We start from the raw sequence: 24,658 nt of genomic DNA on the forward strand, positions 1-24,658 counted from the left end.
GAATACCTCTGGGAGCGGAGTCACACCAGTCGCGACTGTTCCTTCGCCGCCCGAACGAAATCGGCGAACAGGGGATGGGGTGCGAAGGGCTTGGACTTCAACTCGGGGTGAAACTGGACGCCGATGTACCACGGATGGTCCTTGACCTCGACGATTTCGGGCAGGCGACCGTCCGGGGACAGGCCCGAGAAGATGAGGCCCTGCGCTTCGAGCTGTTCGCGGAACTTGATGTCGACTTCGTAGCGGTGGCGGTGACGCTCCTCGATGTTGGTGTCGCCGTAAGCTTCGGCCACCCGCGACCCCTTGGTTAGCACCGCGTCGTAGGCGCCAAGCCGCATCGTACCGCCCTTGTCGTCGTCCTTTGCGCGCGTGACCTTCGCGTTGCCCTGCACCCATTCCTTCAGGTGATAGACAACCGGCGTGAAATCGCGCGGATCGACGCCTTCGGAAAACTCCTCGGATGCGGCGTCGCCCATATTGGCCATGTTCCGCGCTGCCTCGATCACCGCCATCTGCATGCCCAGACAGATCCCCAGATAGGGGATCTTCTTCTCTCGCGCGAATTGCGCGGCCTTGATCTTGCCCTCCGTGCCCCGCTCCCCGAACCCGCCGGGCACAAGGATCGCGTTCAGCCGTTCCAGCCGGGGCGCGGCATCCTCGGTTTCGAAGACTTCGGCGTCGATCCACTCGATCTTGACCTTCACGCGGTTCGCCATGCCGCCATGCGTCAACGCCTCTGCAATGGATTTGTAGGCGTCCTCCAACTGCGTATACTTGCCGACGATCGCCACGCGGACTTCGCCGTCGGTGTTGTGGATGCGGTCGACCACGTCCTCCCACCGGGCGAGGTTGGGCTTGGGGGCCGGTGCGATGCCGAAGGCGTCCAGCACCGCTTGGTCCATGCCTTCGCGGTGATAGGCGAGGGGGGCCTCGTAGATTGATTTCAGATCCTGTGCCGCGATCACCGACTCCGCACGCACGTTGCAGAACAGCGCCAGCTTCTCGCGCTCTTTTAGCGGAATCGGCCCCTCGGATCGGCAGACCAGGATGTCCGGGGCCAGGCCGATGGACCGCAGCTCCTTGACCGAGTGTTGCGTCGGCTTCGTCTTCAACTCCCCGCTGGCCTTGATGTAGGGCAGCAGCGTCAGATGCATGAACAGGCACTGGCCTCGCGGCTTTTCCTGGGCGAATTGGCGGATCGCCTCGAAGAAGGGCAGGCCCTCGATGTCTCCGACGGTTCCACCAATCTCGCAGAGCATGAAATCGACCTCATCCTCGCCAATGCGGATGAAGTCTTTGATTTCGTTGGTGACGTGGGGAATGACCTGGATCGTCTTGCCCAGATAATCGCCGCGCCGCTCCTTCTCCAGCACGTTGGAATAGACGCGGCCCGAACTTATCGAATCGGTCGACCGAGCGGCGACGCCCGTGAAGCGTTCGTAGTGACCAAGGTCCAGGTCCGTCTCGGCCCCGTCGTCGGTCACGAAGACTTCGCCGTGCTCGAACGGCGACATCGTTCCCGGATCGACGTTGAGATAGGGATCGAGCTTGCGCAGGCGGACGGTATAGCCGCGCGCCTGAAGAAGCGATCCGAGCGCGGCCGACGCCAACCCTTTGCCAAGCGAGGACACCACGCCGCCGGTGATGAAGATGAAACGTGCCATGGCCGGATGCTCCCGCGAAGAACCTGTGTGAGACGACCAGAATCAGGTCGCGGACTCACCAATCACGGGATTTGAGAATAACAGGACATTGCCGCGGGCCGCAACCGCCGCCCGCTATATCCTGAGACATCGCGTCCCGAACTATCAAGATATGCCCGGTCGTTGCCGGGCAGCCGATTTCAGTCGGACCGAGGCGGCGTCGCCGGTGCGCCATCGACGCTGGGCGGTATCAGGTTTTCGCCCGACGGGATCGGCGGCACGGGGGCCGTCCCCTCGGCCGTCGGCGGAAGCAGACTCTCGTCGTCCAGGATCGACGTGCCGGACGCATTCTGCGCCGCGACGATGGTCAGGGTGATCGATGTGATCAGGAACCCGACAGCCAGAACCCAGGTCAGCTTCGTCATCCCGGTCGCTGCCGCGCGCCCCGTCGCGGCACCGCCGCCACCACCCATCCCAAGGCCACCGCCTTCGGACCGCTGCATCAGAACGATGCCGATCAACGTCAACGCGAGGATGAGGTGAACGACGAGGATGACATTTTCCATGGGGCGACGGCTCGGTCTTGGGAGAGGGCAATGCGATGTTCGCAGCTACCTATGGGCTGAACGTCGGCCCCGCAAGTCCCGCGCGGCGGGCTTCCCCCCCGGCGCGCGGCGGGGTAGGGGGACGCGGTTTCAACCGGATCGAGGGCGTGGACATGGCGAATGTAGTGGTGGTCGGCGCCCAATGGGGCGACGAGGGCAAGGGCAAGATCGTCGATTGGCTGTCCGAGCGGGCCGACACGATCGCGCGCTTCCAGGGTGGGCACAACGCAGGACACACGCTGGTCATTGATGGCAAGGTCTACAAGCTCTCGCTGCTGCCCTCGGGGATCGTGCGGGGCGGCAAGCTGTCCGTCATCGGCAATGGCGTCGTTCTCGACCCCTGGCACCTGAAGAAGGAAATCGAGCAGTTGCGCGGGCAGGGTGTCGAAATCTCGCCCAAGACGCTGATGATCGCGGAAAACGCGCCACTTATCCTGCCGATCCACGGAGAGCTCGACCGCGCACGGGAAGAGGCATCGGCGCAGGGCACGAAGATCGGCACGACGGGTCGCGGCATCGGCCCCGCCTACGAGGACAAGGTCGGGCGTCGCGCGATCCGCGTCGCGGATCTGGCCGATGCGGCCACGCTGGAAACGCGTGTCGACCGGGCACTTGCGCATCACGATGCGCTACGGCGTGGTCTTGGAATGGACCCGGTCGATCGCGACGGTCTTCTGGCGCAACTGAAGGAAATTGCCCCCAGCGTCCTGGAATATGCGGCCCCCGTTTGGAAAGTGCTCGACGCCAAACGCCGCGCCGGCAAGCGCATCCTGTTCGAGGGCGCGCAAGGTGCGCTTCTGGATATCGATTTCGGAACCTATCCCTTCGTCACGTCCTCGAACGTCATCGCCGGTCAGGCGGCGACGGGCACCGGCATCGGGCCGGGGGCGATCGATTTCGTCCTCGGCATCGTGAAGGCCTATACCACCCGCGTCGGCGAGGGCCCGTTTCCGGCTGAATTGGACGATGCCGACGGACAGCGGCTGGGCGAGCGGGGCCACGAATTCGGCACCGTCACGGGGCGCAAGCGCCGGTGCGGCTGGTTCGACGCGGTTCTGGTGCGCCAGACCTGTGCCACGTCCGGCGTGAACGGCATCGCGCTGACCAAGCTGGATGTGCTCGACGGGTTCGAAACGTTGAAGATCTGCGTGGGCTACGATCTCGATGGTGAACGGCTCGACCATCTGCCCTTCGCCGCCGACGCCCAGGCCCGCTGCGCCCCCATTTACGAGGAGATGCCGGGCTGGTCGCAATCGACCGAAGGCGCGCGCAGCTGGGCCGAATTGCCGGCGGAAGCGATCAAATACGTGCGCCGGGTCGAGGAATTGATCCAATGCCCGGTCGCCCTATTGTCCACATCACCCGAGCGGGAGGATACGATCCTCGTCACCGACCCGTTCGAGGACTGATCCCGGAGATTTCCATGGCGCTCACGCACAAGACCAAAAAGCGGCTGTCGCTGTTCATCCTTCTGATCGGCTTGCCGCTCTATATCGCGCTGATGGTTGGAGTCATGGGGCTGGTCTATGACAATTTCGGTCAGCCGCCGCTGCTGGTGGAGTTGGCGATCTACATCGTGCTGGGCGTTCTCGCGTTCTTTCCGCTCAAGCCGATCTTCCTTGGGACATCTCGCGAAGACCCTGACGCACCGCCGCCGGATCCTGAATGAACATTCATGAAACGAGAAAGGGCCCGCCACGAGTTATTGCGGCGGGCCCTTTGATTTTTGCCGTGGATCAGCCGACGCGGCGCTCGGCTTCCTCGGCATAGCGGCTGTCCGTGGCCAGGGCGAAGGTGCCGCGGCTGACTTTGCGGATCGTTCCGTCGCGCAGCAACTGACCGAAGCCGCGCAGACCGTCTTCGCGGCTCATATTCTCCACTGCCTCGGCGGCCAGATGCAGCAGGCGCGGACGCGAGAAGTTGTCCTGACCCATGACCTTGGCGCTGTAGACGGCGGCCGCTTCCAGAATGTCCGACAATTCGCTGGCACCGACGTCGGAGGCAAAGGCCTCGAAATCCTCCGCCCCGGCCAGCGCGACATCTTGCGCTTCCTTCTCGGCGGTCTGCTGCTGGGCGCGGCGCGGCTGAACGGGGTCTGCGTCGGCGGCGGGCGCGTCCTCGACCCGCTGTTCGGACACCAGCACCAGCGGCGCGGGACGTTCGGGACGGGGCGTGCGCTCCGCGGTCTCGACCGAAGGCGCGCTCCGACGCGGCCGAACGGTGCTGGCCAGATCGGCACGATACGCGTCCGTTTCGGTGTCCTCCTTGTCCGCGATCGGACCGTCGGCGCGCCGCGCGGCCACGGCCGCCTTCAGATGCGAGATGTTGGCGTGGCGGCGCGACGTGTCCTCGCCCGACAGGCGGCTGTCGGTCGCCGCGAACAGGCGTTCCATGTCCGGGGCGGAAGGGACGGAGCCCTTGTCTTCGCCATCGACCTCGGCAGCATTCACGGTCTCCGCTTCGACATCGGTGGCCTCGTCCGCATCGCCGACGATTTCCTCGACGTCGGTCGCAACCTCGTCTTCCTCGGTCGTCTCAACTTTGGCGTCTTCGGCGTCCGCGAAATCGTATTCTAGGTCTTCAGCGGTGTTCAGGGCCATCGTTACATCGGGGTCAAGGCTGTCCTCGGCATCGTCGCCGAAGATGGAGGCGACGATATCGTCTTCTTCGACATCGAACGTATCGGGTTCATCCGCACGGATCGCGGCCAATTCGGCCATGAGGTCGTCCTCGTCCGAAATGTCTGCGTCTTCGTCGGTCGTGTCATCGGTGGTTTCGTCCGCACCGGTGGCGTCGCGGGTCAGCTCCGCTTCGATCGCGGCCAAGTCGGAGATCAGCTCGTCCTCGGCTTCGTCCTCATCAGACGAGACGTTTTCGTCCGACACGACATCCTCGTCCGAGGCGACGTTTCGCGTGGCAGCCACGTCGTTCTCGACCTCGCTTTCCATCGGTGCTGCGATCTCATCCGTGGCGGGGCCGACAGATGTCTCAACCACTTCGGCTGCAGCGGCGACTTCTTCGTCCACCGCGTTTTGCTGGGCCGAGGCTTCCTGAGCGGCGGTTTCGGCAGCAGCAGCGGCAGCGGCGGCCCGCATGCGGCGGACCTTGCGGACCCTGATCCGGCGTTGCTGCAGCGGCTGACCACTGGCCGCCGGTGCCACCTCCTCGGCTTTCGTGTCGTCTGGTGCGGGGGCCGCTTCGACCTCTTCGGGCCCAGGTACCGCTGCGGTCACCGTCTCCTCGACGGAGATTTCTTCCACGACCGCGACGTCTTCTTGGATCACGGCCTCTGTTTCCAAAGTCGTTCCCGCATCGACCTCTGGGGCCAGGATGGCCGAAAGATCGGCGGCCAGCGTATCCTCGCCTTCCGTCATCACGCCATCGGCATCGTCCTGATCGGTGTCGGCGACCGGCGCGTCGTCGAGCGCATCGGCGGCGAAGGCGGCGACCAGCGTGTCTTCGGCCATATCAACCGGGTCGGCGATCATGTCGTCGGCGTGTTCATCCTCTTGATAGACGGTCGATGCCTGGCGGTCGGCTTCGACAACTCCGCGAATGCGGGCCAATTTGGCGGCCACGCCATCGTCTTGTTCCATATCCGTCTGGTCGTCGGGCGTTCTGGTGCGATCCATGAAGGCGGCCGGGACATCGTCGCCATCAACCTTCGTCGCGTCGTCCTCCGTTTGATGAACGGACGCGTCCTTGACCTGCTCTTCGGCGTCATGCTCTTCGATATCAGGCGTTTCCACCGCATCATCGTGATCGTCTACGTCGTCCACATCAGCTTCGGCCACGACGGCCATCTCTGGCGTCTCGTCTTCAGCGACGGCATCCGCCATCGTGTCGGCCAGGCCCGCAGCAAGGGCGGGAACGTCCGTCTGCGCGGCGTCGGAGGCATCGAACGCAGCGGTCAGCGCCGCGGCGGCGGGCATTTCGGTGGGACGCAGGGTGATCCCGCCGTCTTCGGGCTGGGCGGTCACGGCGTGCTTGGCGCGCGTTTCTGCTATGGTGCGCAGCATCGCCATGTCAGGGGTCGGAGGTTCCGCGCCGAAGAAACGATCATCGGCGGCCAGATCGCGGAAATACTCCGCGATGTCGGTCATGGTGGAAAACGGATCGTCGAACCCTTCGAGTGTGCACGAGAAGGTGCCGTAGGCGACGGTGAGAATCTTGTTTGCGGGAACCATTCGGGCCACCTCCACTATATCCCCTTACGGGAAACCTGATTTACTTCACCTTCGACATAAACAGACGATTCCATTCAAATCGTGCCCGGATCGGGACCATTTGACGATGACGAGGGCCAATTCTTGCCAGATTCGAAACGGACGGCACTCATTGATCATGGCTTCCAGACTTTGGTCGGTGGTGCTCCGACTACCACCGGGTTGATTGATATTGCCTTAACATACGCGCCACGGCTGGTCGCTGTCGACGGGGGCGCGAATACGCTTCTGAAATTGGGCCGCAGGCCCGACCTTGTCGTGGGGGACCTCGATTCCATCTCGTATGCGGCGCGGACCGCGTTCGCGGACCGGATCGTGCACATTTCCGAACAGGACAGCACCGATTTCGCCAAGGCCTTGCGGACCAGCCCCGCGCGTTTGACCATCGCCGTGGGCTTCGTCGGGGCGCGGGTCGATCACCTTCTGTCCGCTCTGACCGAAATCGCGCGCAGCCGGGCCCGGGTTATCCTGCTGGGCGACGACGATTGCATCTGCCTTATGCCGCCCCGCCTGTCGCTCGACCTGGTGGCAGGGACGCGGGTGTCGCTCTGGCCGCTCGGGCCGGCAGGGGGCACGTCGACCGGCCTGAAATGGCCCATCGACGGTTTGTCGTTTTCCCCGACCACCCGCACCGGCACATCCAACGAGGCGACCGGCCCGGTGACGCTTGCCATGCAGGGGGACATGTTGCTGATCCTGCCTGCGGCGGAATTGCCGAAACTTGTCGTCGCGGTGCAGTCTCCCCCTCGCGGCGCGCCCGCCCGCCCGCTATAACGCAAGCGAGAGAGCAGGGAGCCCATCATGTCCGCGACACCCAACCCCATCGACATGGCGAAATACGTCTCGGCCAAGCGCGCGCTGGACTATGTTCAGGACGGGATGCGCATCGGGTTGGGCACAGGGTCGACCGCCGCCTGGATGGTGCGCTGCCTGGGCGAGATGATCCGCCAGGACGGGCTGCGCGTGACCGGCGTCCCGACCTCCAGCCGGACGGCGGACCTTGCGCGCGAATGCGGCGTGCCCATCGCAACGCTGGAAGACGTCAAGTGGCTGGATCTGACGATTGATGGTGCCGACGAATTCGACCCCGACCTCAGCCTGATCAAGGGCGGCGGCGGCGCGCTGTTGCAGGAGAAGATCGTGGCGACGGCGTCCGACATGATGGTGGTCATTACCGACAAATCGAAGCAGGTCGATCATCTGGGGGCCTTCCCGCTGCCGGTGGAGGTCATTCCCTTCGGCTGGCAGACGACCAAAGCCCTGATCGAGGAAAGCCTGATCGGCATGGATGTTGCCGGGCGTCAGGTCACGCTGCGCCTGAACCGCGATGCGTCCTATCGCACGGATGAGGGCAATCTGATCCTCGATTTGCATCTGCGCCGGATCGGCAATCCGCGACAGCTGAGCCTTGTCCTCAACCAGATCCCCGGCGTGGTCGAGAATGGCCTGTTCCTCGACATCTGCGATGTGGTGATCATGGGCGATGCGGAGGGCGGCGTCGAAGTGCGCGATATCAATAACGGCTCCGTCACGCAGGAAAGGGTCGACCTGCGGGATGCGGATAATATCTTCGTCTCGGTCAGCGACTGACGGAGCCGGTCTACTTGACCAGCCGGACGGACCGGTCGGCAAGATCGACAAGGTAGATCGGCGATCGGGCCGATGCACGCGACCCACCCATCCCCAGACCCGCGCTGACCAGGATTTCGGTGCCCATGACCGCCAGGGGTGTGAAGCGCGGCGAAGGGCCGTTTCCAGGATCGAAAGTGTCCAGAAGACCGGGGAAATCCTCCAGCGGGATCCCGACCCGGCGAAGCACCTGACCGCGTTGATCCATTACCAGGAACGCTGACCGGCGACGCGGGCCGGGTGTCGCAATCAGCATACCACCCTCGCGGTCGAAGATCAGTCCTCCCGCATCGTGGTTTTCCATGCTCCAGGCCGTCCATTCGTCGGATGCGACATCGAATCGATAGAGATATCCCTCGCCGCCCAGCGTGATACCCCAAAGCAGGCCACCGTCGGGGTCGTGGGCCGCGCCCATGGGCCAGCTGATGTCGGGCAGGATGAGGGGAGCCGCATATCGAAGAGCGGTGCCGGCATCATCGCGCCCGATGAACCCTTCGCCGTCAAACCGCCATTTCGCCCCGGCAGGGGACCCGTCGCCTGACAGAACGGACCTGAACGAGGCATTCAGATCGGCCCGGTCCACCGCGCGTTCCAGAAGGGCCTCTTCGATCTCGGCTTGCGTGGCTAGGCCCGGAGCCCGCGTAATGAGGAAGCCGCCCGGAGGAGCGGTGTAGGCCCCGTGGAAGCTGTCGGCGCGATCGACTCCGACAAATGTGAATGCCGCTTCGTGGAACGGCTGGAAACGATTGCCGCGGATTTCATAGGCAAGCGGAAGTGTCGTTCTCTCCACCTCGACGGGCGAGCTATTCACCTGCGCCGGCGAACGCACCACGCCGTCGCCGCTCAATATCACGCGGGCGATCCGCGTATCGGGAGAGGCGACGATATCCCATTGAACCGGTTCATGGGACGTCAGGACAAGGGCTACGTCCTGGCCCGGACGGTCCACCTCCACGACGACGCTGCCTTGGCGAACGGGCTGGCCCGTCTGGCGGACGGTTCTCGGTTCGTAGATCCCGACGAGATGCAGTTCGTCGACCTCTGGCCGATCGACGGGTGCCACGGTTTCCGGTTCGGCCTGCGCGGGTTGGATGACGTCGAATGTGCCGAGGACCTCCTGGCACGCCCGCCTCAGCCAGTTTTCGGATGCCCTGCAGGTCGCCTGGCGCCATTCCATCTCCACCTGGGAGATTTGCGCGCGGCTCCCATTGGTTGCCTGCCCCATCGCAAGGGTGGTGGACGTGACGATCAGAAGCAGGGAAGCGGCGATCAGGCGGGGCATTGGAATCTCCGAAGGCATTGAGTCCGCCTGAACCTCGGTCCCGATCGGGGCGATTTTCGTACGTGGAACGGGCATTTCCGCGATGGTGGCATCGGCACGGCCTCAACTCACCTCCCGGAGGATTCTTCCCCGACCGCCCGTGCGGGGCATACCGTTGCGCCCCCCCCGCCATCACCCTAGGTCTGTCGCGACACATCGAGGAGTACCCCATGGAATTCGACTACGACCTCTTCGTCATTGGTGGCGGATCCGGCGGAGTGCGGGCCGCGCGGTTGACGGCACAAGACGGTCACAAGGTCGCCTTGGCCGAGGAGAGCCGCATGGGCGGCACTTGCGTGATCCGCGGTTGCGTGCCCAAGAAGTTGATGGTCTTCGCGTCGGAATATCCCGAAGCCGTGGGCTTCGCGCGCGACTACGGCTGGGACGCGACGATCGGAAAATTTGACTGGTCGGCCTTTTCCACGCGGATGAACCAGGAACTCGACCGGCTCGAGTCGGTCTATGAGACGAACGCCGAGAAGGCGGGCGTGAAAATCTATCATTCGCGCGTGACCGTCGAAGATGCCCACACGATCAAGCTGAGCGATGGTCAGACGTGCACGGCCAAGCACATCCTGATCGCAGCGGGCGGCCATCCGGTGCGCCCGGACATGAAGAACGCGGACATCGGCATGGTGTCCGACGACGTCTTCAACCTCAAGGCGCTGCCGGGCAAGCTGTTGATCGTCGGTGGCGGCTACATCGGGTGCGAGATGGCCGGCATATTCAACGGATTGGGTGTCGAGACGTCGATGTTCATCCGCGGCGCGCAGATCCTGCGCGGCTTCGACGAGGAGACGCGCGGCCATATCGCCGACTGCATGGCGCGGCGCGGTGTCACGATCCATACGGGATGCGCCCCGGTCGAGATCGAGCGGCGCGGCGACAAGGTCTGGGTCAAGGGGTCCAACGGGCATCAGGAGGAATTCGACGACATCCTCTGGGCGACGGGACGCAAGCCGAACACCAGGGACCTCATCGCCGAGAGCGTGGGCGTGAAGCTGGACCGCAAGGGCGCGATCCGCGTGGACGACTACAGCCAGACCGACGTGCCTTCGATCTTCGCCATCGGCGATGTGACGGGGCGGGTCGAATTGACGCCGGTCGCCATTCGTGAAGCCGTGGCGTTCCATGAAACGGTCTTCAAGGGCAACAAGACGCCGGTGGACCATGATCTGATCCCCACGGCCGTCTTCACCCAGCCCGAGATGGGCACCGTCGGCCTGTCGGAGGAAGATGCCGCAGAGCAGGAGCCGACGCTGGTCTATGCCACCGCGTTCCGTCCGATGCAGCAGGCCTTCGCCGGCGGGGAGGAACGGGTTCTGTTCAAGATGCTGGTCAGCCGGGAGACGGACAAGGTACTGGGCGTCCATATCGTCGGACCGGGGGCCGGAGAGATGATCCAGTTCGTCGGCGTGGCCCTGAAGATGGGCGCGACGAAGGCCGACTTCGACCGCACCTGCGCCGTGCATCCGACCATGGCCGAGGAATTGGTGACCCTGAAGGAGCCGGTGCGCGTTCTGGACTGATGCGACGGGCTCGGTGCGGCAAAGGGGTCAGCTCCGGCTTAGCCGCTTGAACTTCCCCCGGCGGGGAACGATGTTACACGGCAGCGAATGACATGTTTTCGAAGGGACGATCCTGATGGCAGGTAGCGGAGGCCCCTGGGGGGGCGGCGGCAATTCTGGCGGTGGCGATGGCGGCGATGGAAATCGTGGCTCCGACCGCCCGAACGGCGGGCGCAGACCCCCGAACCGGGGCCAGCAAGGCGTGCCCGAGATCGACCAGCTCGTCAAAAAGGGGCAGGATCAACTGCGCGTCCTGATGGGCGGTCGCGGCGGCACTGGCGGCGGTGGCCCGAACGGTGGCGGCGGATTCGAGGTCACGCGTCCGATGATCGGCATCGGTATCGTTCTGCTGGCGCTCCTCTGGCTCTTCCTGAGCTTCTACCGCGTCCAGCCCGAAGAACGCTCGGTCGAATTGTTCCTGGGCGAATTCTCCAGCATCGGTGAGCCGGGCCTGAACTTCGCACCGTGGCCTGTCGTCACCGCCGAAGTGATCCCCGTCACGACCGAACGAACCGTCGATATCGGTCAGAACCGAGGCAATCGGAACGAATTCGGTCTGATGCTGACGGGTGACGAGAACGTCGTCGACATCGACTTCCAGGTGGTCTGGAACGTCACCGACCCCGCGAAATTCCTGTTCAACCTGGCTGCCCCCGATGCCACCATCCGCGCCGTTTCGGAATCGGCCATGCGCGAGATCGTGGCGCGGTCGCAACTCGCGCCGATCCTGAACACGAATCGGGGCATCATCGCGGACGAGTTGCGCGAAATCATCCAGACGACGCTCGACAGCTACGACTCGGGCATGCAGGTGATCCGCGTCAACTTCGACCGGGCCGACCCGCCCGAGCAGGTGATCGACGCCTTCCGCGAAGTGCAGGCCGCCGAGCAGCAGCGTGACCGTCTGCAATCCGACGCCGATCGTTATGCCAACCAGGTTCTCGCCGGCGCGCGTGGTGAGGCGGCACAGCTTCTTGAAGAGGCGGAGGCCTATCGCGCCCGCGTCGTCAACGAAGCGACGGGTGAAGCCAGCCGCTTCACCGCCGTTCTGGGAGAATATGCCTTGGCACCCGAAGTGACGCGCAAACGCCTCTACCTCGAGACGATGGAGCAGGTTCTTGGCGATGTCGACAAGATCATAATCGACGGCAATGTCGGCGGTGGAAACGGAGGCGGCCAGGGCATCGTACCCTATCTGCCGCTCAATGAACTGCGCGGTGGTCGCGCGACCCAAGGGGGTAACAACTGATGAAACGCTCCGCATTCCTTTTGCCTGTGGCGGCGGTCATCATCGTCGTGATCTTCTCGTCGCTCTTCGTCGTGGACGAACGCCAGAAAGCGCTGGTCCTGCAGTTCGGCCGTGTGGTGGACGTCAAAGAGGACCCCGGGCTGGCCTTCAAGCTGCCTTTGATTCAGGAAGTCGTCTACTACGACGACCGTATTCTGTCGCGCGACGTCGATCCGCTGGAGGTTACACCCTCCGACGACCGCCGTCTCGTGGTCGATGCTTTCGCGCGCTACCGCATCACCGATGTCGTGCAGTTCCGAAATGCAGTCGGTGCTGGCGGCATCCTCGCCGCCGAGCAGCGCCTCGACTCGATCCTGCGCTCGGAGTTGAGAGAGGTTCTGGGCTCGGTTTCTTCCAACGACATTCTGTCGGAAGACCGGGTCGCGTTGATGCTGCGCATCGCCACGGGCGCGCGCTCGCAGGCCGCCGACCTCGGCATCCAGATCATCGACGTCCGGCTCAAGCGGACGGACCTGCCCGACCAGAACCTCGATGCGACCTTCGCACGTATGCGTGCCGAACGGGAGCGGGAGGCGGCGGACGAGGTCGCACGCGGCGAGGAAGCTGCGCAGCGGATCCGGGCCCAGGCCGATCGGACCGTGGTGGAACTGACGTCGGATGCGGCCCGCGACGCCGAGATCGCACGCGGTGAGGCCGATGCCCGTCGCAACGCGATCTTTGCGACGGCCTTCACCGCCGATCCGGAGTTCTTCGAGTTCTATCGCTCGCTGACGGCGTATACCCGCGCCTTGCAGGGGTCGAATTCGACGATGGTGATGTCGCCGGATTCGGAGTTCTTCGATTACCTGAAGACCGACCGCATACCGGGCGACACCGGTGCCGCAGCCGCGCCCGCCGGAGCGGCCGCCCCGACGACCGGTACCGCCCCGCCGGACGATGCCGAAGCGGACGCCGAAGCCGAAACGGACACCGACACGGAACAGGAGGCCGCCGCCCCGGCGATCGGCAACTGATTCTACCGGATCTGACGACGGGGCCGTCCTTCGGGGCGGCCCTTTTTCATGCCGCGTCGAACGGGGCACAAAAGATTGTCTTGGCCACCCACGCGCCGCGCCCTATCCTTACGGCAGCAAGCGCTCTCACGGCCATGTGATTGGACGTGCGTTGAACAGACGCCGACCGATGCGGATATGCAACGCACGGCGCGGCCGCCGCAGACGGGCGCCATCGGACATCAGACAGAGGACTTCCTTGAAAATGGACACAAACCTGCAACGACCCGTGATTGCGCCCCTGCGCGCGCTGACGGCCCTGATTTTGGGTGTCGCCTTCCTGATCGCGTCCGCTCTGACCGCGGCGGCCCAAAGTCGCCCTGACACCTTCGCCGATCTTGTCGATCAGGTGTCGGGGGCGGTCGTGAACATCACCACCAACACCACTGTCACCGCCGGCGCGCGCGGTCCGAATTCGGGCAATCCGCTGGATGACTTCTTCGAGGAGTTTCGCCGCCGCGGTCAGCCCGAGGGCGAGATACCCCAGCCCCCGTCACGACGCGGCAGCGCGCTCGGCTCGGGCTTCGTGATCTCCGAAGACGGCTACATCGTCACCAACAATCACGTCATCGAGAACGCCGACGAGATCTTGATCGAATTCTTTTCGGGCCAGGAGCTTCCGGCGGAGTTGATCGGAACCGACCCGAACACCGACATCGCCCTGCTAAAGGTCGAATACGGTACCCCCTTGCCCTTCGTGCCATTCGGCGACTCGGATGCGATGCGGACCGGGGATTGGGTCATGGCCATGGGCAACCCGCTGGGTCAGGGCTTCTCCGTCTCCGCCGGTATCGTCAGCTCGGTGGGCCGCGAACTTTCGGGGGCCTATGACGACTACATCCAGACCGATGCGGCCATCAACCGGGGGAACTCGGGCGGTCCGCTGTTCAATCTCGACGGTCAGGTGATCGGCGTGAACACCGCGATCCTATCGCCCACGGGCGGGTCCATCGGCATCGGCTTTGCGATGTCGTCCAACGTCGTGACCAATGTCGTCGATCAGTTGCAGGAGTTCGGGGAAACCCGGCGCGGCTGGCTGGGCGTTCGCATCCAGGACGTGGACGAGGAACTGGCCGAGGCGCTGGGCCTTGAACGTGCCCGCGGTGCCCTTGTGACGGACGTCCCCGACGGCCCGGCCAAGGACGCCGGCGTTGAGGCGCGGGACGTGATCCTGACCTTCGACGGCACGGATGTCGCCGACACCAAGGAACTGGTCCGCACAGTGGGCAACGCGCCCGTCGACAAGGCCGTTCGCGTCGTCATTTTCCGCGACGGCGAGACGCAGACCCTATTGGTCACCCTGGGCCGCCGCGAAGACGCGGAAGCGCCGATCCCTGCCTCCGCTTCCCCCGAGGAGCCGGCCGAGAGCACCATCATGGGGCTGACGGTTTCTTCTTTGACCGAGGAGTTGCGCGGCCAGCTCGATCTGGATGCAGATGCCAAAGGTCTGGTCGTGACGGACGTCGAGGACGATTCGGCGGCCTTTGAGAAGGGCCTGCGCGCCGGCGACGTGATCGAGGAAGCTGGCCAGGTCGCCGTGACCACGGTCGCCGACCTGGAGGAGCGGATCGAAACCGCGCAGGAGGCGGGGCAGAAATCCTTCCTGCTGCTGGTGCGGCGCGGCGAGGATGCACGGTTTGTGGCCCTGCCGCTTGCCGAAGGCTGACCGCCAACGATACCTATCGGAACGGGCCCTTCGGGGCCCGTTTTCATTCAGAGCACCCGGTACCAGATAAACGCACCCGCACTCAGCAGGGCGATCAACACCGGCTGATGGATCAGATAAAGGGCAAGCGCGTGCCGCCCCGGCCAGGCCAGTCGTCGCGCCCACTTACCAGGATCGGCCGGTCCCCACGTCAGAAGACGACTGCCGCCCATCTGCCCGAACGCCAGCCCCAGCAAGAACGGGGCGAGCCAAGGCACCATGGGCTCGTAATCGATCATCGGCGGAAGGGTGGTCGACAGCCCGGTCCACAGCCAGACCGACCCATCGAAAATCGGTGACTGAAGCTGTGGTCCCCCCCACAGGATCGCCGCCGCCGCCAGAACCGTCAGCCCCCATGGGGCCCGCAGGAACAAAAGGCCGAAGATGCTGCTGAGCGCGATGGAGTGCAGGATACCGAACCTGATCCATGCACCCGGAACCGCGAAGTAGGTCACGAGGCTGATCCCGGCGGCGGCAACGACGATCAGACCGAGACGCTTGAGATATGCGCGCCGCCGGAACGTCGCACCGTGGCCCAGCCAGAGCGAGAGCCCGGCCAGAAACAGGAAGCTGCCCGCGATGGCTCGGGCTGAAATGTCCCAAAGGCCGCCGAAGGTCGTGCCGGGCGGCACCAGGCCCAGAACCTCGAAATCCCGGCCGAAATGAAAAATGGCCATCGCCACGATCGCCAGCGTGCGCAGCCAGTCGATGGCGATCAGGCGATGGGATGGAACCGTCAAAACACATCGCGCCCCAGTTCGACCAGCCCGAGCGCCTTGGCCGAGTCGAGCGACAGCGTCCCGCTTTCGAGCCCGCGTGTGTCCTGATAGGCCCGCACGGCGGCCCGGGTGGGCACGTCGTACAGGCCGTGAATCTCGCCAGCGTAGTATTCGCGCACGGTTAGCGCACGCTGGATTTGCTGAATGAAGTCGCGGTCGCCGCGGCGGATGTCGCAGGGAATTTCAAACCAATGCTCGCCGCGGGCCCGCACGATGCGGGTGGAGGTCAGGGTGCGAAACCGCGCCGGTTCGACCACCATGCCGACGGCATCCCGAAGCTCCGGCGCTTCCTGAACCTGCTGGGTGACCGTCTCCAGAATGGCAGGTGTGATCCCCTTCGCGTGGCAGCTGCCCGGTGCCGCGTTCAGCGGGCCGAGCATCCGGGTGACGGGCTCCGGCACGGCGGTCGCGCAGGCGGCCAGCGCGCACAGCAGCAGGGGAAGGATCGGTCGGATCATATGCTCAGGCCTTCGGGCACGCGGTCTGATGCCGCGCTTTGGACAAAGCCTTATCCGAAAAGGGCCCCGTCACAAACACGGCGCGCCCAGTGAGGTCGCGATCGGCGAAGAAGGACGTGCGGAATGTTGCACGCGCGCCACCGCGGCGCTACGTCCATGGACGACCTATCAGGAGTTTCCGATGCCCAAGATCACCTACATCGAACACGGCGGCAAAGAGCATGTCATCGACGTCCCCACCGGCCTTACGGTCATGGAGGGCGCGCGCGACAACGGCGTTCCGGGCATCGAGGCCGATTGCGGCGGGGCCTGTGCCTGTTCGACCTGCCACGTCTATGTGGCGAAGGAGTGGGTCGAGAAGCTGCCTGCGAAGGATCCGATGGAAGAAGATATGCTGGATTTCGCCTATGAGCCCGACGCCGAACGCTCGCGCCTGACGTGCCAGTTGAAGGTGACGGATGCGCTGGACGGTCTGGTCGTGCAGATGCCCGAAAAGCAGATCTGATGCGCTGGGCGGCGCTGGCCTTGCTGGTGAGCGCCGCGCCTGCGTGGGCGTGCGTGTTACCATGGGGCGATCATGTGCCTGGAAGCCTGGTGTTTTCCGAGACGACCTCTCCGTTCACGACGGTCTGGTATGCCGATGCCAGCGACTCTTACGGTCACGGCATCATGGGCGACGTATTGGACGGTAAGACGCTTGGCGCGCAGACGCGACGAATGGCGTCGCTCTGCTTTGCTGCGACAGTTTCCGCCGGTGCCAACCACGTTTTTGAAGATATCGCCCCCAGACTGACGGATGTCGATGGCGATGGTCGCGCCGACATCGTGGCCGTCCGCTCCAGCTTCGCCAAAGGCGCGCAGCTCGTCGTCTATACCCTGCGCGGCGACGCGCTCGAAATCCTCGCCGCCACGCCTTACATCGGGCAGCGCCACCGCTGGCTCGCCCCCGCCGCCATCGGCGATCTTGACGGCGACGGCCATGTGGAGATCGCCTATGTCGACCGCCCGCATCTGGCGAAGACCCTCCGCATCTGGCGCTACGCCAACGGCGACTTCCGCGAGGTGGCCAGCGCGGGCGGCCTGACCAACCACGCCATCGGCGACGAGGTTATCCACGGGGGCCTGCGCGATTGCGGTCAGGGACCAGAGATCGTCCTGTCCAACGCCGACCGCACCCGGATGCTTGCCGTCACGTATGATGGGGCGGACATAGCCGCCCGCGATATCGGCCCGTTCAGCCCGGCGGCGGCGGTGCGCGCGGTGGCCTGCCAGTGATCCGGCTGCTTGCATTTCTTGCCCTGACGGCGACTGCGCAAGCGCAGGAAACGCCCGTCACGCCCGAGGCGTTTCTCGATCTGGTGGATCGTCAGACGGTGACCTTCATGCTGGAGCAATCGGACGTGTTGGTGGGTGTGGAGCGGTTCATCGACCGACAGCGCAGCGTCTGGACCCGCAGCGACGGAAGCTGCGCGCTGGGGCAGGTCACGGCCCGCGGCGCGGCGGTTTGCTTCGTCTACGACGACGATCCGAACACCGATCATTGCTGGCTTCCCTTCGAGGAGGGCGGGGACGTTTATGTCCGGTCCACGCTCAACGGTGAGGTTCAGCGACTCGCCAGGCTGGAAAAACGGCGTCTGGAATGCGTGGGCGAACCGATGTCGTGACAAAGGAAGACCCCCGTCGGACCGACGTCCGAGGCGGGGGCCTTCCGGGCCGCAGCGCACCCTTTACCTTGGGGAAAGACGGGTGGCGGGCGTCCCGGACGCATTGGGGAGGCGTCCGGGAAAGTCTGCGCTTACTCGTCTTGTGCACTTTCGGCGGCGATGTCCGCGAAGATGTCGGCGGCGCGCGTCGGCTGACCGGAGTAGCGGGTCGCGCCGTTCAGGCCGCGAATGTCGTCCTGGCTGTCGGCATCGGCGTTGAAGATCGCGAAAGCGACGCCCGAATTGCCTGAGCGGCTGGACACGGTGACGCCGGTGCCGCCGTCGGTCAGGATGTTGCGGCCGTCCTGGCTGTCGGCGTCCTGGTTGAAGTGGGCGATGGCGGCGGCGGGTCCGGTGGCGACCTCGGCATAGGCGGGGGCGGTGAGGGCGGCGGCGGCGAGGAGGGCTGCGGTGATGGTTTTCATGGGTCTTATCCTTAGATGCGGTGGACCGCGGGTTGATGCGGCGGATCCGGTTGAGAGGTGCGGGGCGCGGTGTGTGCCCTGCCGATGGGAGAGAGATACGGGTCCGTGAGCTGTCGTTCAACAAACGGAAGCGTGAGAATTGTGGGATATAGGTGCGCTTGCGCACAGACGCTGGTCTGACCCGCACCGCCCTCACGGGGCGTGGTCCGATTTTGACGCGCGCGTGAGCGGCGGGCGGAAAACTGAAATGGAAGGTGTGGGTCGGGCGAGGGTCGCGCCCCGGTCGGCGAAGCGACGGCTTCGATCAGACGCCGAGATCGGGCAGCGGACAGTCCAACGACTCCTGCGTGACGCGATTCGTTACCAGATCCTGTCCCGGCGGCGAGCCGTTCAGCCGCGCGCGAAACCGGCCATCGTCGCCTTCCAGGAAATCCCAGCACTGTGGTGCGGGATCGGTGTCATAGACGAAGCAGATCTGTCCGGACGTATTCTCGAACCAAATGCCGCGCTGACATTCGCCACCGCCTTCGAAGGCCCAGATGACGCGTTTGTCCTCGAAATATTGCTCGGAGCCGAAGGGCTCGCTCTGACGGTCGAAGTGCAGGGTCTTGCCGGCCACCATTTGCTCGAACTCCTCCGCCGACACGATGCGTTCGGCGACAGCGGGCAAGGTCGTCAGGCACAGGGCAAGGATCGTCGGTAAAAGGCGCATCGGGGTCTCCTTCCGGTCATCATCCCCTCAGGCGGCGGCGGTGTCCATGGACGTCTGCGATCGGGGCAGGGCATCGACGCGCGGGTTCATCACCCGCCGCCAGAGATGCGGCCAGAGTGCAAGTGTCACCATCACCGGGAGGGAGTAGGGCAGGACCGGCGCATCAGCCCCGATGCGCAGCGCCTCGAACCCACGGGTGGGGTGGGCGTGATGGTCGGAGTGGCGCGGCGCATGAAGGGTCAGCAGGTTGGTCACGGTATGCGGGGCATTCCACGAATGCTGCGGTCCCACTGGCTCATACCGCTCCCCCATCCAGGTCCGGCGCATGCCGTAGTGCAGCACGTAGTCGGTGATCAGAAGCTGACTGTGCGACAGCAGGCACAGCGCGACATATGCGGCCAACCCGGCCCATCCCAACGTCCCAAAGGCCAACGCCATCGCCAGCCAGCCCCCGCCCAGATAGACCCAATACGGATTGCGCCGGTTCCAGCCATGCCGCCCCTTGCGGCGCTGACGCTGCTTTTCGACGGCCAGACCCTTCCAGAACGACCCGTGCCACGCGCGAAAACAAAAGACCCACCACGCCTCGCCATAGCGGGCGGTGTTCGGATCTTCGGGCGTGGCGACGTGAATGTGGTGGACGCCGGGATGCGCCGTCGTCTGATGGCCGAACAAAAGCGTGACATAGATCCAGCGGCCCAAGGCGCGGCGGACACGCCCACCCGCGTGGATCAATTCGTGCGCGCAGGAATTCATGATCTGTCCGAAATAGAGCCCCGCCGCCGCGAAATAGGCGATCCAGTTCCAGACCGGCCCCCCTTGCGCCAGCGTCCAGACGGCCACGGCCAGCAGCGGAAAGTGGATCAGCGCCAGGCCGACGGTCAGGGCCTTCGCCCCCGCTTCGTCCGGTGCGTCGGAATGTTCGGGCAAGATGTGGTCAAGGCAGGCGACGACCATCGCCATCCAGACCAGAGACGCGAAATCCCACAGGCCGTCCCAGACGGCACCCGCCACCAGCAGACCGACCGACAGGCCAAGCGCGGCGATATAGGGAGCGAGGGCGAGCATGAACGACGTCTCCGATCGGGAACAGCCGACATCATACGCGCGAAATCGGGAGAAAGAAGGGCGCTCATGGTCGCGCCCTGGCCTTGCGACGCCTGCCGTCAGAGCGCAAACGAAGGGACCGGGGTCGCATTCGTGCCGCTTGCCCCCGGGCACCACGCCTATCGTGGTGCTGCACCCGCGCGGAGGACGACGATGCTGGACGGACAGGACAAGAAGGGCGTTTGGAAGTCCGGCAAGGGCCGCGGTCGCGCCACGCCCAAGGGTCGGCAATACGACGACGACGCGCTGGCCGAGGTGCGCGCGCTGCTGGGCGACCGTCCACGCCGCCGCGATCTGCTGATCGAATTCCTGCATCTGATCCAGGATGCTTACGGCCATCAATCCGCCGCCCATCTGCGTGCCCTGGCCGAGGAGATGCGCCTTTCGATGGCCGAGGTTTGGGAGGTGGCGACCTTCTATGCCCATTTCGACCCGCTGAGGGAGGATGACCCCGTCCCCCCCGCTTTGACGATACGGGTCTGCGACAGCCTGTCGTGCGAACTGGCCGGGTCGGAGGCGCTGATCGATGCGCTGGAGTCGGGCCACGACCCGAAGGACGTCCGTGTTCTGCGCGCGCCGTGCATGGGCCGCTGCGACACCGCCCCCGTGCTGGAAATCGGACATTTGCACGTGGACCATGCAACCCCGGCACGGGTCGCCGAAGCGATTCAGGCGGGCGATTTTCATCCCGTCATCCCCGAATACGAGGCGCTGGCCGCCTACCGTGCGGCGGGCGGATACGCCAAGTTGGCCGAGTTGCGCGGCGGCGGCGATTGGGACGCGGTGCAGCGGACGGTTGCCGCATCGGGCCTGCGCGGTCTGGGCGGGGCCGGGTTTCCGTCGGGCAAGAAATGGGGCTTCGTGCGCAACAATCCGGGTCCGCGCCTGATGGCCGTCAACGGCGACGAAGGGGAGCCGGGGACTTTCAAAGACCGGTATTACCTTGAGAGGGTGCCGCATCTGTTCTTCGAAGGAATGCTGATCGCCGCTTGGGCGGTCGAGGCGGAGCGTATCTATCTTTACATGCGCGACGAATATCCGGCGGTCCTGCACATTCTGGCGACCGAGATCGCGGCGCTGGAAGCGGCGGGCCTGATCGCGCCCGGATACGTCGAGTTGCGACGCGGGGCCGGGGCCTACATCTGCGGCGAGGAATCCGCGATGATCGAATCGATCGAAGGCAAGCGCGGATTGCCCCGCCATCGCCCGCCTTACGTGGCGCAGGTCGGCCTCTTCGGGCGGCCAACCTTGGTTCACAACATCGAAACCTGTCACTGGATCGCCCGCATCCTGCGTGAAGGACCTGAAATTCTGTCTTCGGTGGAACGGAACGGGCGGACGGGCCTGCGCAGTTATTCCGTTTCGGGCCGTGTCAAAGCGCCCGGCGTCCACCTGCTGCCCGCCGGGTCCACGATCACCGACATCATCGCGGCCGCCGGCGGGATGCTCGACGGTCACGTCTTCAAGGCCTACCAGCCGGGGGGGCCGTCTTCGGGCCTGCTGCCGGCGTCGATCGACGATGTGCCGCTGGATTTTGATATGCTGCAAACCTTAGGCAGTTTCATCGGATCGGCCGCCGTCGTCGTGCTGTCGGACCGCGACAGCGCGCGGGACGCAGCGCTCAACATGCTGCGCTTCTTCGAGAGCGAGAGTTGCGGGCAATGCACGCCTTGCCGTGTGGGATGCGAAAAGGCCGTCAAACTGATGCAGGCCCCCGCCTGGGACACCGGTCTGTTGGAGGAGATAAGTCAGGCGATGGTCGACGCGTCGATCTGCGGTCTGGGGCAGGCGGCACCCAATCCGATCCGGCTGGTGATGGAGCATTTCCCCGAGGAGATCGGCGGCACCGGGGATGCGCCGCCCACCAAGGGCTATGGAACCGAGCAGGCGCGCGACGTCTGACGCGTCAGTTTCGATAGACGCGGCAGATACATCCCGCGGCGGAAACCGCCCGGCAGATCCGGATCGCTTCATCCCGGCTGTCGGCCCCGATGCGTGCGGCGATGATGGACCGGGCGCTGCCCCGCCGCGCCTGCGGCACGAATTGCAGCCGCGACACGGGGGCCGCACGTCGGCAAGATGCCCCCAACCGGTCATAGGACCGCCGCGCCGAAGACTGGTCCAGCCCGTATCCGACCTGAACGCCCCAGGCGGATAATTGCGGCGGCGGCGGGGTAAGGGGTGTGATGCGGCGGTTTTCGGCCATTGCCTCGCAGGCCTTCTGAAACGGCATGTCGTCGTCCAGGGCAAAGGTCTCCCCTTTGGGCGGGGCGTCGCGCCACGTCTCTGCCGTTTTGCCGGTGATGATGCGGACGTAGTCCACCGTCTCTCTCGCCAATCCGCCGGTGCGCGCGATCCAGCCTTCGGCCCGCCGTTCCCCCCCGTTATAGCCGATGGCCGCCAGCCCGACATTGCCATAGCGGCGCGTCATTTCGGCCAGATAGGCGGCTGATTTTTCGATGGCATCGGCCGGATTGAATGGATCGTCCAGACCGCGCATCCGGGCGGTGGAGGCGATGAACTGCGCGATGCCCATGGCCCGTGCGGGGCTGACGGCGTTTGGGTCGAACCGGCTTTCCTGCCATAAAAGCCGCGCCAGAAACCCCGGCGGCAAGTCGTTGAGCGCCGCCTCGGCCGCGATCTGGGTACAGACGTCGCGCGCGAAACTCTCCGCGCCGATGCAGTGCCGCGGCCCCGCCAGCCCTTGCGAACAGGCGTTGGGGGCCGGCGGATCGGACAACGCCGGAAACGCCAGAAAAATGAACAGGATCAGGGGGCGGAACATCCGGCGACGGTCGGGTCGAAGCGGTCGGCTGTCAACCGGACTTTCACATGACAGCACGGCATATTAGGTGATGGTCCAAAGGGGATAGCCGATGTCGTTCTTCAAGAAGCTCAAGGATCGTCTGACGCGGTCGTCGTCCAAGCTGGAAGAAGGTCTGGACGCCATCGTGGAGGATGGCACGTCCGATCCGGGGCCGGACCCGGCCCCCGTGGCGGCTCCGCCCGCGTCTTCTTCGCCCCCGGCTGCTCCGACGACTGCCGCCCCGGCACCCGGAAGCGAAATTGTGCCGCCGCCTGCACCGACGTCCATCGTGCGCTCCGCGCCCGCCCCTGTTCCCGATCCGGTCGCACCGCCGTCCGCGCCCCCCGCCCAACCGTCCGAGGCGGATGCGAAGCCGGGCCTGCTGGGCCGTCTGATGGGGCGCGCCGCGCCGGAGGCGGCCCCGCGCCGCATCTTGGACGATGACATGTTGGAGCAGTTGGAAGAGTTGCTGATCGCATCGGACATGGGTGTCGAGACGGCCCTGCGCGTGACCGCCAACCTGGCCGAGGGTCGGATGGGGCGCAAACTGTCCTCCGAAGAGATCAAGCGCCTGATGGCGACCGAAATCGCGCGCATCATGGACCCGGTGGCCAAGCCGATGCCGTTGACGCCGCAGCGCCCGCAGGTGGTGCTTGTGGTGGGGGTGAACGGGTCAGGCAAGACGACGACGATCGGCAAGCTGGCCAGCCAGTTCAAGGCCGCGGGCAAATCGGTCGTGATCGCCGCCGGGGACACGTTTCGCGCGGCGGCGGTCGAACAGTTGCAGGTCTGGGGCGACCGCGCGGGCGTGCCGGTGATGGTGGCCCCCCAGGGGTCGGACCCGGCGTCGCTGGCGTTCGAGGCGATGACGAAGGCCGAGGCCGACGGCGCGGACCTGCTGCTGATCGACACGGCGGGGCGGTTGTCGAACCGTGCCGATCTGATGGAGGAATTGGCCAAGATCGTCCGTGTGATCCGCAAAAAGGACCCGACCGCGCCGCATAACACCCTGCTGGTGTTGGATGCGACCACGGGGCAGAACGCGCTGACGCAGGTGGAGGTCTTCAAGAAGCTGTCGGACGTATCGGGTCTGGTGATGACCAAGCTGGACGGGACGGCCAAGGGTGGCGTGCTGGTGGCGCTGGCCGACCGCTTCGGCCTGCCGATCCACGCGATCGGCGTGGGGGAGCAGATCGACGATCTGGACGCCTTCGACCCCGAGGAATTCGCCGCCGCCCTGGTGGGGCTGGAGGCGTGATACGCATGCTGCCCATGCTGGCGCTGCTGTCCGGGCCGGCGGGCGCGGCGACGCAGATGGAGTGCCAGGCGTTGATCGCGCGCGTGCCGGTGACGGTGGACACGGTCGACAGCATTGCCGGCGTATGCCTCTTCTCTGACGTGCGGTTCGGCGCGGCTCCGACCGCGTGGCGGGCGGATCGCATATCGTTGGGCGGAGACATAGACGCCTTGCCAGATGCCCTTCCGGTCCGGTTGTCGGGCGGGGTGACGGGATTGGCGATCGACCCGATCATCGAAGGCTATCCGCGGATGGCGTGGTTGATCCGACAGCAGGCGGAACCCGGCATCAGCATATCCTTCGACACGACGTCCGAGGCGGGGGTGCTGCGGATCAATTCGCTGCTGTTCCGGATGGACGAGACCAACGAGAT

24 protein-coding genes are annotated in these 24,658 nt (G+C 65.2%); 14 read left to right on the plus strand and 10 right to left on the minus strand.

Annotated features, from left to right (window positions below; translation table 11 throughout):
* Window positions 1–20: 20 nt before the first annotated feature.
* Both pyrG and secG read right to left on the minus strand, forming a co-directional pair.
* Window positions 21–1,664, minus strand: a complete 1,644-nt coding sequence (gene pyrG / locus JDO7802_RS02150; protein WP_055082145.1) for a CTP synthase — start codon at window positions 1,662–1,664, stop codon at window positions 21–23.
* Window positions 1,665–1,843: 179 nt separating this feature from the next.
* Window positions 1,844–2,209 (minus strand): preprotein translocase subunit SecG, encoded by a 366-nt coding sequence (gene secG, locus JDO7802_RS02155; protein ID WP_055082147.1) that lies wholly within the window; start codon window positions 2,207–2,209, stop codon window positions 1,844–1,846.
* A gap of 152 nt (window positions 2,210–2,361) precedes the next feature.
* Here secG and JDO7802_RS02160 point away from each other — a divergent pair, with 152 nt between their 5' ends.
* On the plus strand, window positions 2,362–3,657 hold the full coding sequence (locus JDO7802_RS02160; protein WP_055082976.1) for an adenylosuccinate synthase: 1,296 nt from the start codon (window positions 2,362–2,364) through the stop codon (window positions 3,655–3,657).
* 14 nt (window positions 3,658–3,671) lie between these two features.
* Window positions 3,672–3,917, plus strand: coding sequence for a DUF2842 domain-containing protein (locus JDO7802_RS02165; RefSeq protein ID WP_055082149.1), 246 nt, complete (start codon window positions 3,672–3,674; stop codon window positions 3,915–3,917).
* A 67-nt stretch (window positions 3,918–3,984) separates the two neighbouring features.
* On the opposite strand, the gene JDO7802_RS02170 is transcribed toward JDO7802_RS02165, so the two are convergent.
* Window positions 3,985–6,435: a hypothetical protein gene (locus tag JDO7802_RS02170; RefSeq protein WP_055082151.1), complete on the minus strand. Its 2,451-nt coding sequence runs from the start codon at window positions 6,433–6,435 to the stop codon at window positions 3,985–3,987.
* Between the two features lie 81 nt (window positions 6,436–6,516).
* On the opposite strand from JDO7802_RS02170, the gene JDO7802_RS02175 reads away from it, so the two are divergent.
* The gene (locus JDO7802_RS02175) at window positions 6,517–7,248 is read left to right on the plus strand and encodes a thiamine diphosphokinase (protein WP_245624085.1); all 732 of its coding nucleotides are present in this window, start codon (window positions 6,517–6,519) and stop codon (window positions 7,246–7,248) included.
* A 27-nt stretch (window positions 7,249–7,275) separates the two neighbouring features.
* Entirely contained in the window at window positions 7,276–8,064 is a 789-nt protein-coding gene (rpiA, locus tag JDO7802_RS02180; RefSeq protein WP_055082152.1) for a ribose-5-phosphate isomerase RpiA, read from the plus strand.
* Window positions 8,065–8,074: 10 nt separating this feature from the next.
* On the opposite strand, the gene JDO7802_RS02185 is transcribed toward rpiA, so the two are convergent.
* Entirely contained in the window at window positions 8,075–9,385 is a 1,311-nt protein-coding gene (locus JDO7802_RS02185) for an SMP-30/gluconolactonase/LRE family protein (RefSeq protein ID WP_055082154.1), read from the minus strand.
* 209 nt (window positions 9,386–9,594) lie between these two features.
* On the opposite strand from JDO7802_RS02185, the gene gorA reads away from it, so the two are divergent.
* The 4 genes from gorA (at window position 9,595) to JDO7802_RS02205 (ending at window position 14,959) form a co-directional block, all read left to right on the plus strand.
* Window positions 9,595–10,953: a glutathione-disulfide reductase gene (gene gorA / locus JDO7802_RS02190; protein ID WP_055082156.1), complete on the plus strand. Its 1,359-nt coding sequence runs from the start codon at window positions 9,595–9,597 to the stop codon at window positions 10,951–10,953.
* A 115-nt stretch (window positions 10,954–11,068) separates the two neighbouring features.
* Window positions 11,069–12,241: an FtsH protease activity modulator HflK gene (gene hflK, locus JDO7802_RS02195; RefSeq protein ID WP_055082159.1), complete on the plus strand. Its 1,173-nt coding sequence runs from the start codon at window positions 11,069–11,071 to the stop codon at window positions 12,239–12,241.
* Window positions 12,241–13,254 carry a protease modulator HflC gene (gene hflC / locus JDO7802_RS02200; protein WP_055082161.1) on the plus strand — a complete coding sequence of 338 codons (1,014 nt, stop codon included), beginning with the start codon at window positions 12,241–12,243 and terminating at the stop codon, window positions 13,252–13,254. Before hflK ends, hflC begins: the two co-directional genes overlap by 1 nt.
* Window positions 13,255–13,498: 244 nt before the next feature.
* Window positions 13,499–14,959 carry a Do family serine endopeptidase gene (locus JDO7802_RS02205; protein ID WP_055082163.1) on the plus strand — a complete coding sequence of 487 codons (1,461 nt, stop codon included), beginning with the start codon at window positions 13,499–13,501 and terminating at the stop codon, window positions 14,957–14,959.
* A gap of 47 nt (window positions 14,960–15,006) precedes the next feature.
* On the opposite strand, the gene JDO7802_RS02210 is transcribed toward JDO7802_RS02205, so the two are convergent.
* Together JDO7802_RS02210 and JDO7802_RS02215 are read right to left on the minus strand one after the other, a co-directional pair.
* The gene (locus JDO7802_RS02210) at window positions 15,007–15,738 is read right to left on the minus strand and encodes an acetyltransferase domain-containing protein (protein ID WP_055082165.1); all 732 of its coding nucleotides are present in this window, start codon (window positions 15,736–15,738) and stop codon (window positions 15,007–15,009) included.
* The gene (locus JDO7802_RS02215) at window positions 15,735–16,235 is read right to left on the minus strand and encodes a peptidoglycan-binding domain-containing protein (RefSeq protein ID WP_055082167.1); all 501 of its coding nucleotides are present in this window, start codon (window positions 16,233–16,235) and stop codon (window positions 15,735–15,737) included. The genes JDO7802_RS02210 and JDO7802_RS02215 overlap by 4 nt, the downstream gene beginning before the upstream one ends.
* Before the next feature lie 181 nt (window positions 16,236–16,416).
* Between JDO7802_RS02215 and JDO7802_RS02220 the strand changes: the two genes are divergently transcribed.
* The 3 genes from JDO7802_RS02220 (at window position 16,417) to JDO7802_RS02230 (ending at window position 17,899) form a co-directional block, all read left to right on the plus strand.
* Complete coding sequence (locus tag JDO7802_RS02220; RefSeq protein ID WP_055082169.1) at window positions 16,417–16,740, plus strand: 2Fe-2S iron-sulfur cluster-binding protein; 324 nt, start codon at window positions 16,417–16,419, stop codon at window positions 16,738–16,740.
* A 74-nt stretch (window positions 16,741–16,814) separates the two neighbouring features.
* A complete protein-coding gene (locus JDO7802_RS02225) occupies window positions 16,815–17,510 on the plus strand; it encodes an FG-GAP repeat domain-containing protein (protein ID WP_245624086.1) in 696 nt (231 codons plus the stop codon).
* Complete coding sequence (locus JDO7802_RS02230; RefSeq protein WP_055082173.1) at window positions 17,507–17,899, plus strand: hypothetical protein; 393 nt, start codon at window positions 17,507–17,509, stop codon at window positions 17,897–17,899. Before JDO7802_RS02225 ends, JDO7802_RS02230 begins: the two co-directional genes overlap by 4 nt.
* Window positions 17,900–18,030: 131 nt before the next feature.
* On the opposite strand, the gene JDO7802_RS17845 is transcribed toward JDO7802_RS02230, so the two are convergent.
* The 3 genes from JDO7802_RS17845 to JDO7802_RS02245 all read right to left on the minus strand — a co-directional run bounded on the left by JDO7802_RS17845 (window position 18,031) and on the right by JDO7802_RS02245 (window position 20,143).
* Window positions 18,031–18,363, minus strand: coding sequence for a hypothetical protein (locus JDO7802_RS17845; protein WP_055082175.1), 333 nt, complete (start codon window positions 18,361–18,363; stop codon window positions 18,031–18,033).
* Between the two features lie 304 nt (window positions 18,364–18,667).
* Window positions 18,668–19,075, minus strand: coding sequence for a hypothetical protein (locus JDO7802_RS02240; RefSeq protein WP_055082177.1), 408 nt, complete (start codon window positions 19,073–19,075; stop codon window positions 18,668–18,670).
* A gap of 27 nt (window positions 19,076–19,102) precedes the next feature.
* Entirely contained in the window at window positions 19,103–20,143 is a 1,041-nt protein-coding gene (locus JDO7802_RS02245; RefSeq protein WP_055082179.1) for an alkane 1-monooxygenase, read from the minus strand.
* A gap of 192 nt (window positions 20,144–20,335) precedes the next feature.
* On the opposite strand from JDO7802_RS02245, the gene JDO7802_RS02250 reads away from it, so the two are divergent.
* The gene (locus JDO7802_RS02250) at window positions 20,336–22,084 is read left to right on the plus strand and encodes an NAD(P)H-dependent oxidoreductase subunit E (RefSeq protein ID WP_055082181.1); all 1,749 of its coding nucleotides are present in this window, start codon (window positions 20,336–20,338) and stop codon (window positions 22,082–22,084) included.
* Between the two features lie 4 nt (window positions 22,085–22,088).
* On the opposite strand, the gene JDO7802_RS02255 is transcribed toward JDO7802_RS02250, so the two are convergent.
* Window positions 22,089–22,967: a lytic transglycosylase domain-containing protein gene (locus JDO7802_RS02255; RefSeq protein WP_055082183.1), complete on the minus strand. Its 879-nt coding sequence runs from the start codon at window positions 22,965–22,967 to the stop codon at window positions 22,089–22,091.
* A 91-nt stretch (window positions 22,968–23,058) separates the two neighbouring features.
* Between JDO7802_RS02255 and ftsY the strand changes: the two genes are divergently transcribed.
* Both ftsY and JDO7802_RS18145 read left to right on the plus strand, forming a co-directional pair.
* Window positions 23,059–24,246 (plus strand): signal recognition particle-docking protein FtsY, encoded by a 1,188-nt coding sequence (gene ftsY, locus JDO7802_RS02260; protein WP_055082185.1) that lies wholly within the window; start codon window positions 23,059–23,061, stop codon window positions 24,244–24,246.
* A 5-nt stretch (window positions 24,247–24,251) separates the two neighbouring features.
* The coding region (locus JDO7802_RS18145; RefSeq protein ID WP_055082187.1) for a hypothetical protein at window positions 24,252–24,658 on the plus strand (407 nt) is incomplete at its 3' end.

This window comes from Jannaschia donghaensis (assembly GCF_001403795.1).
Classification (GTDB): Bacteria; Pseudomonadota; Alphaproteobacteria; order Rhodobacterales; family Rhodobacteraceae; genus Jannaschia; species Jannaschia donghaensis.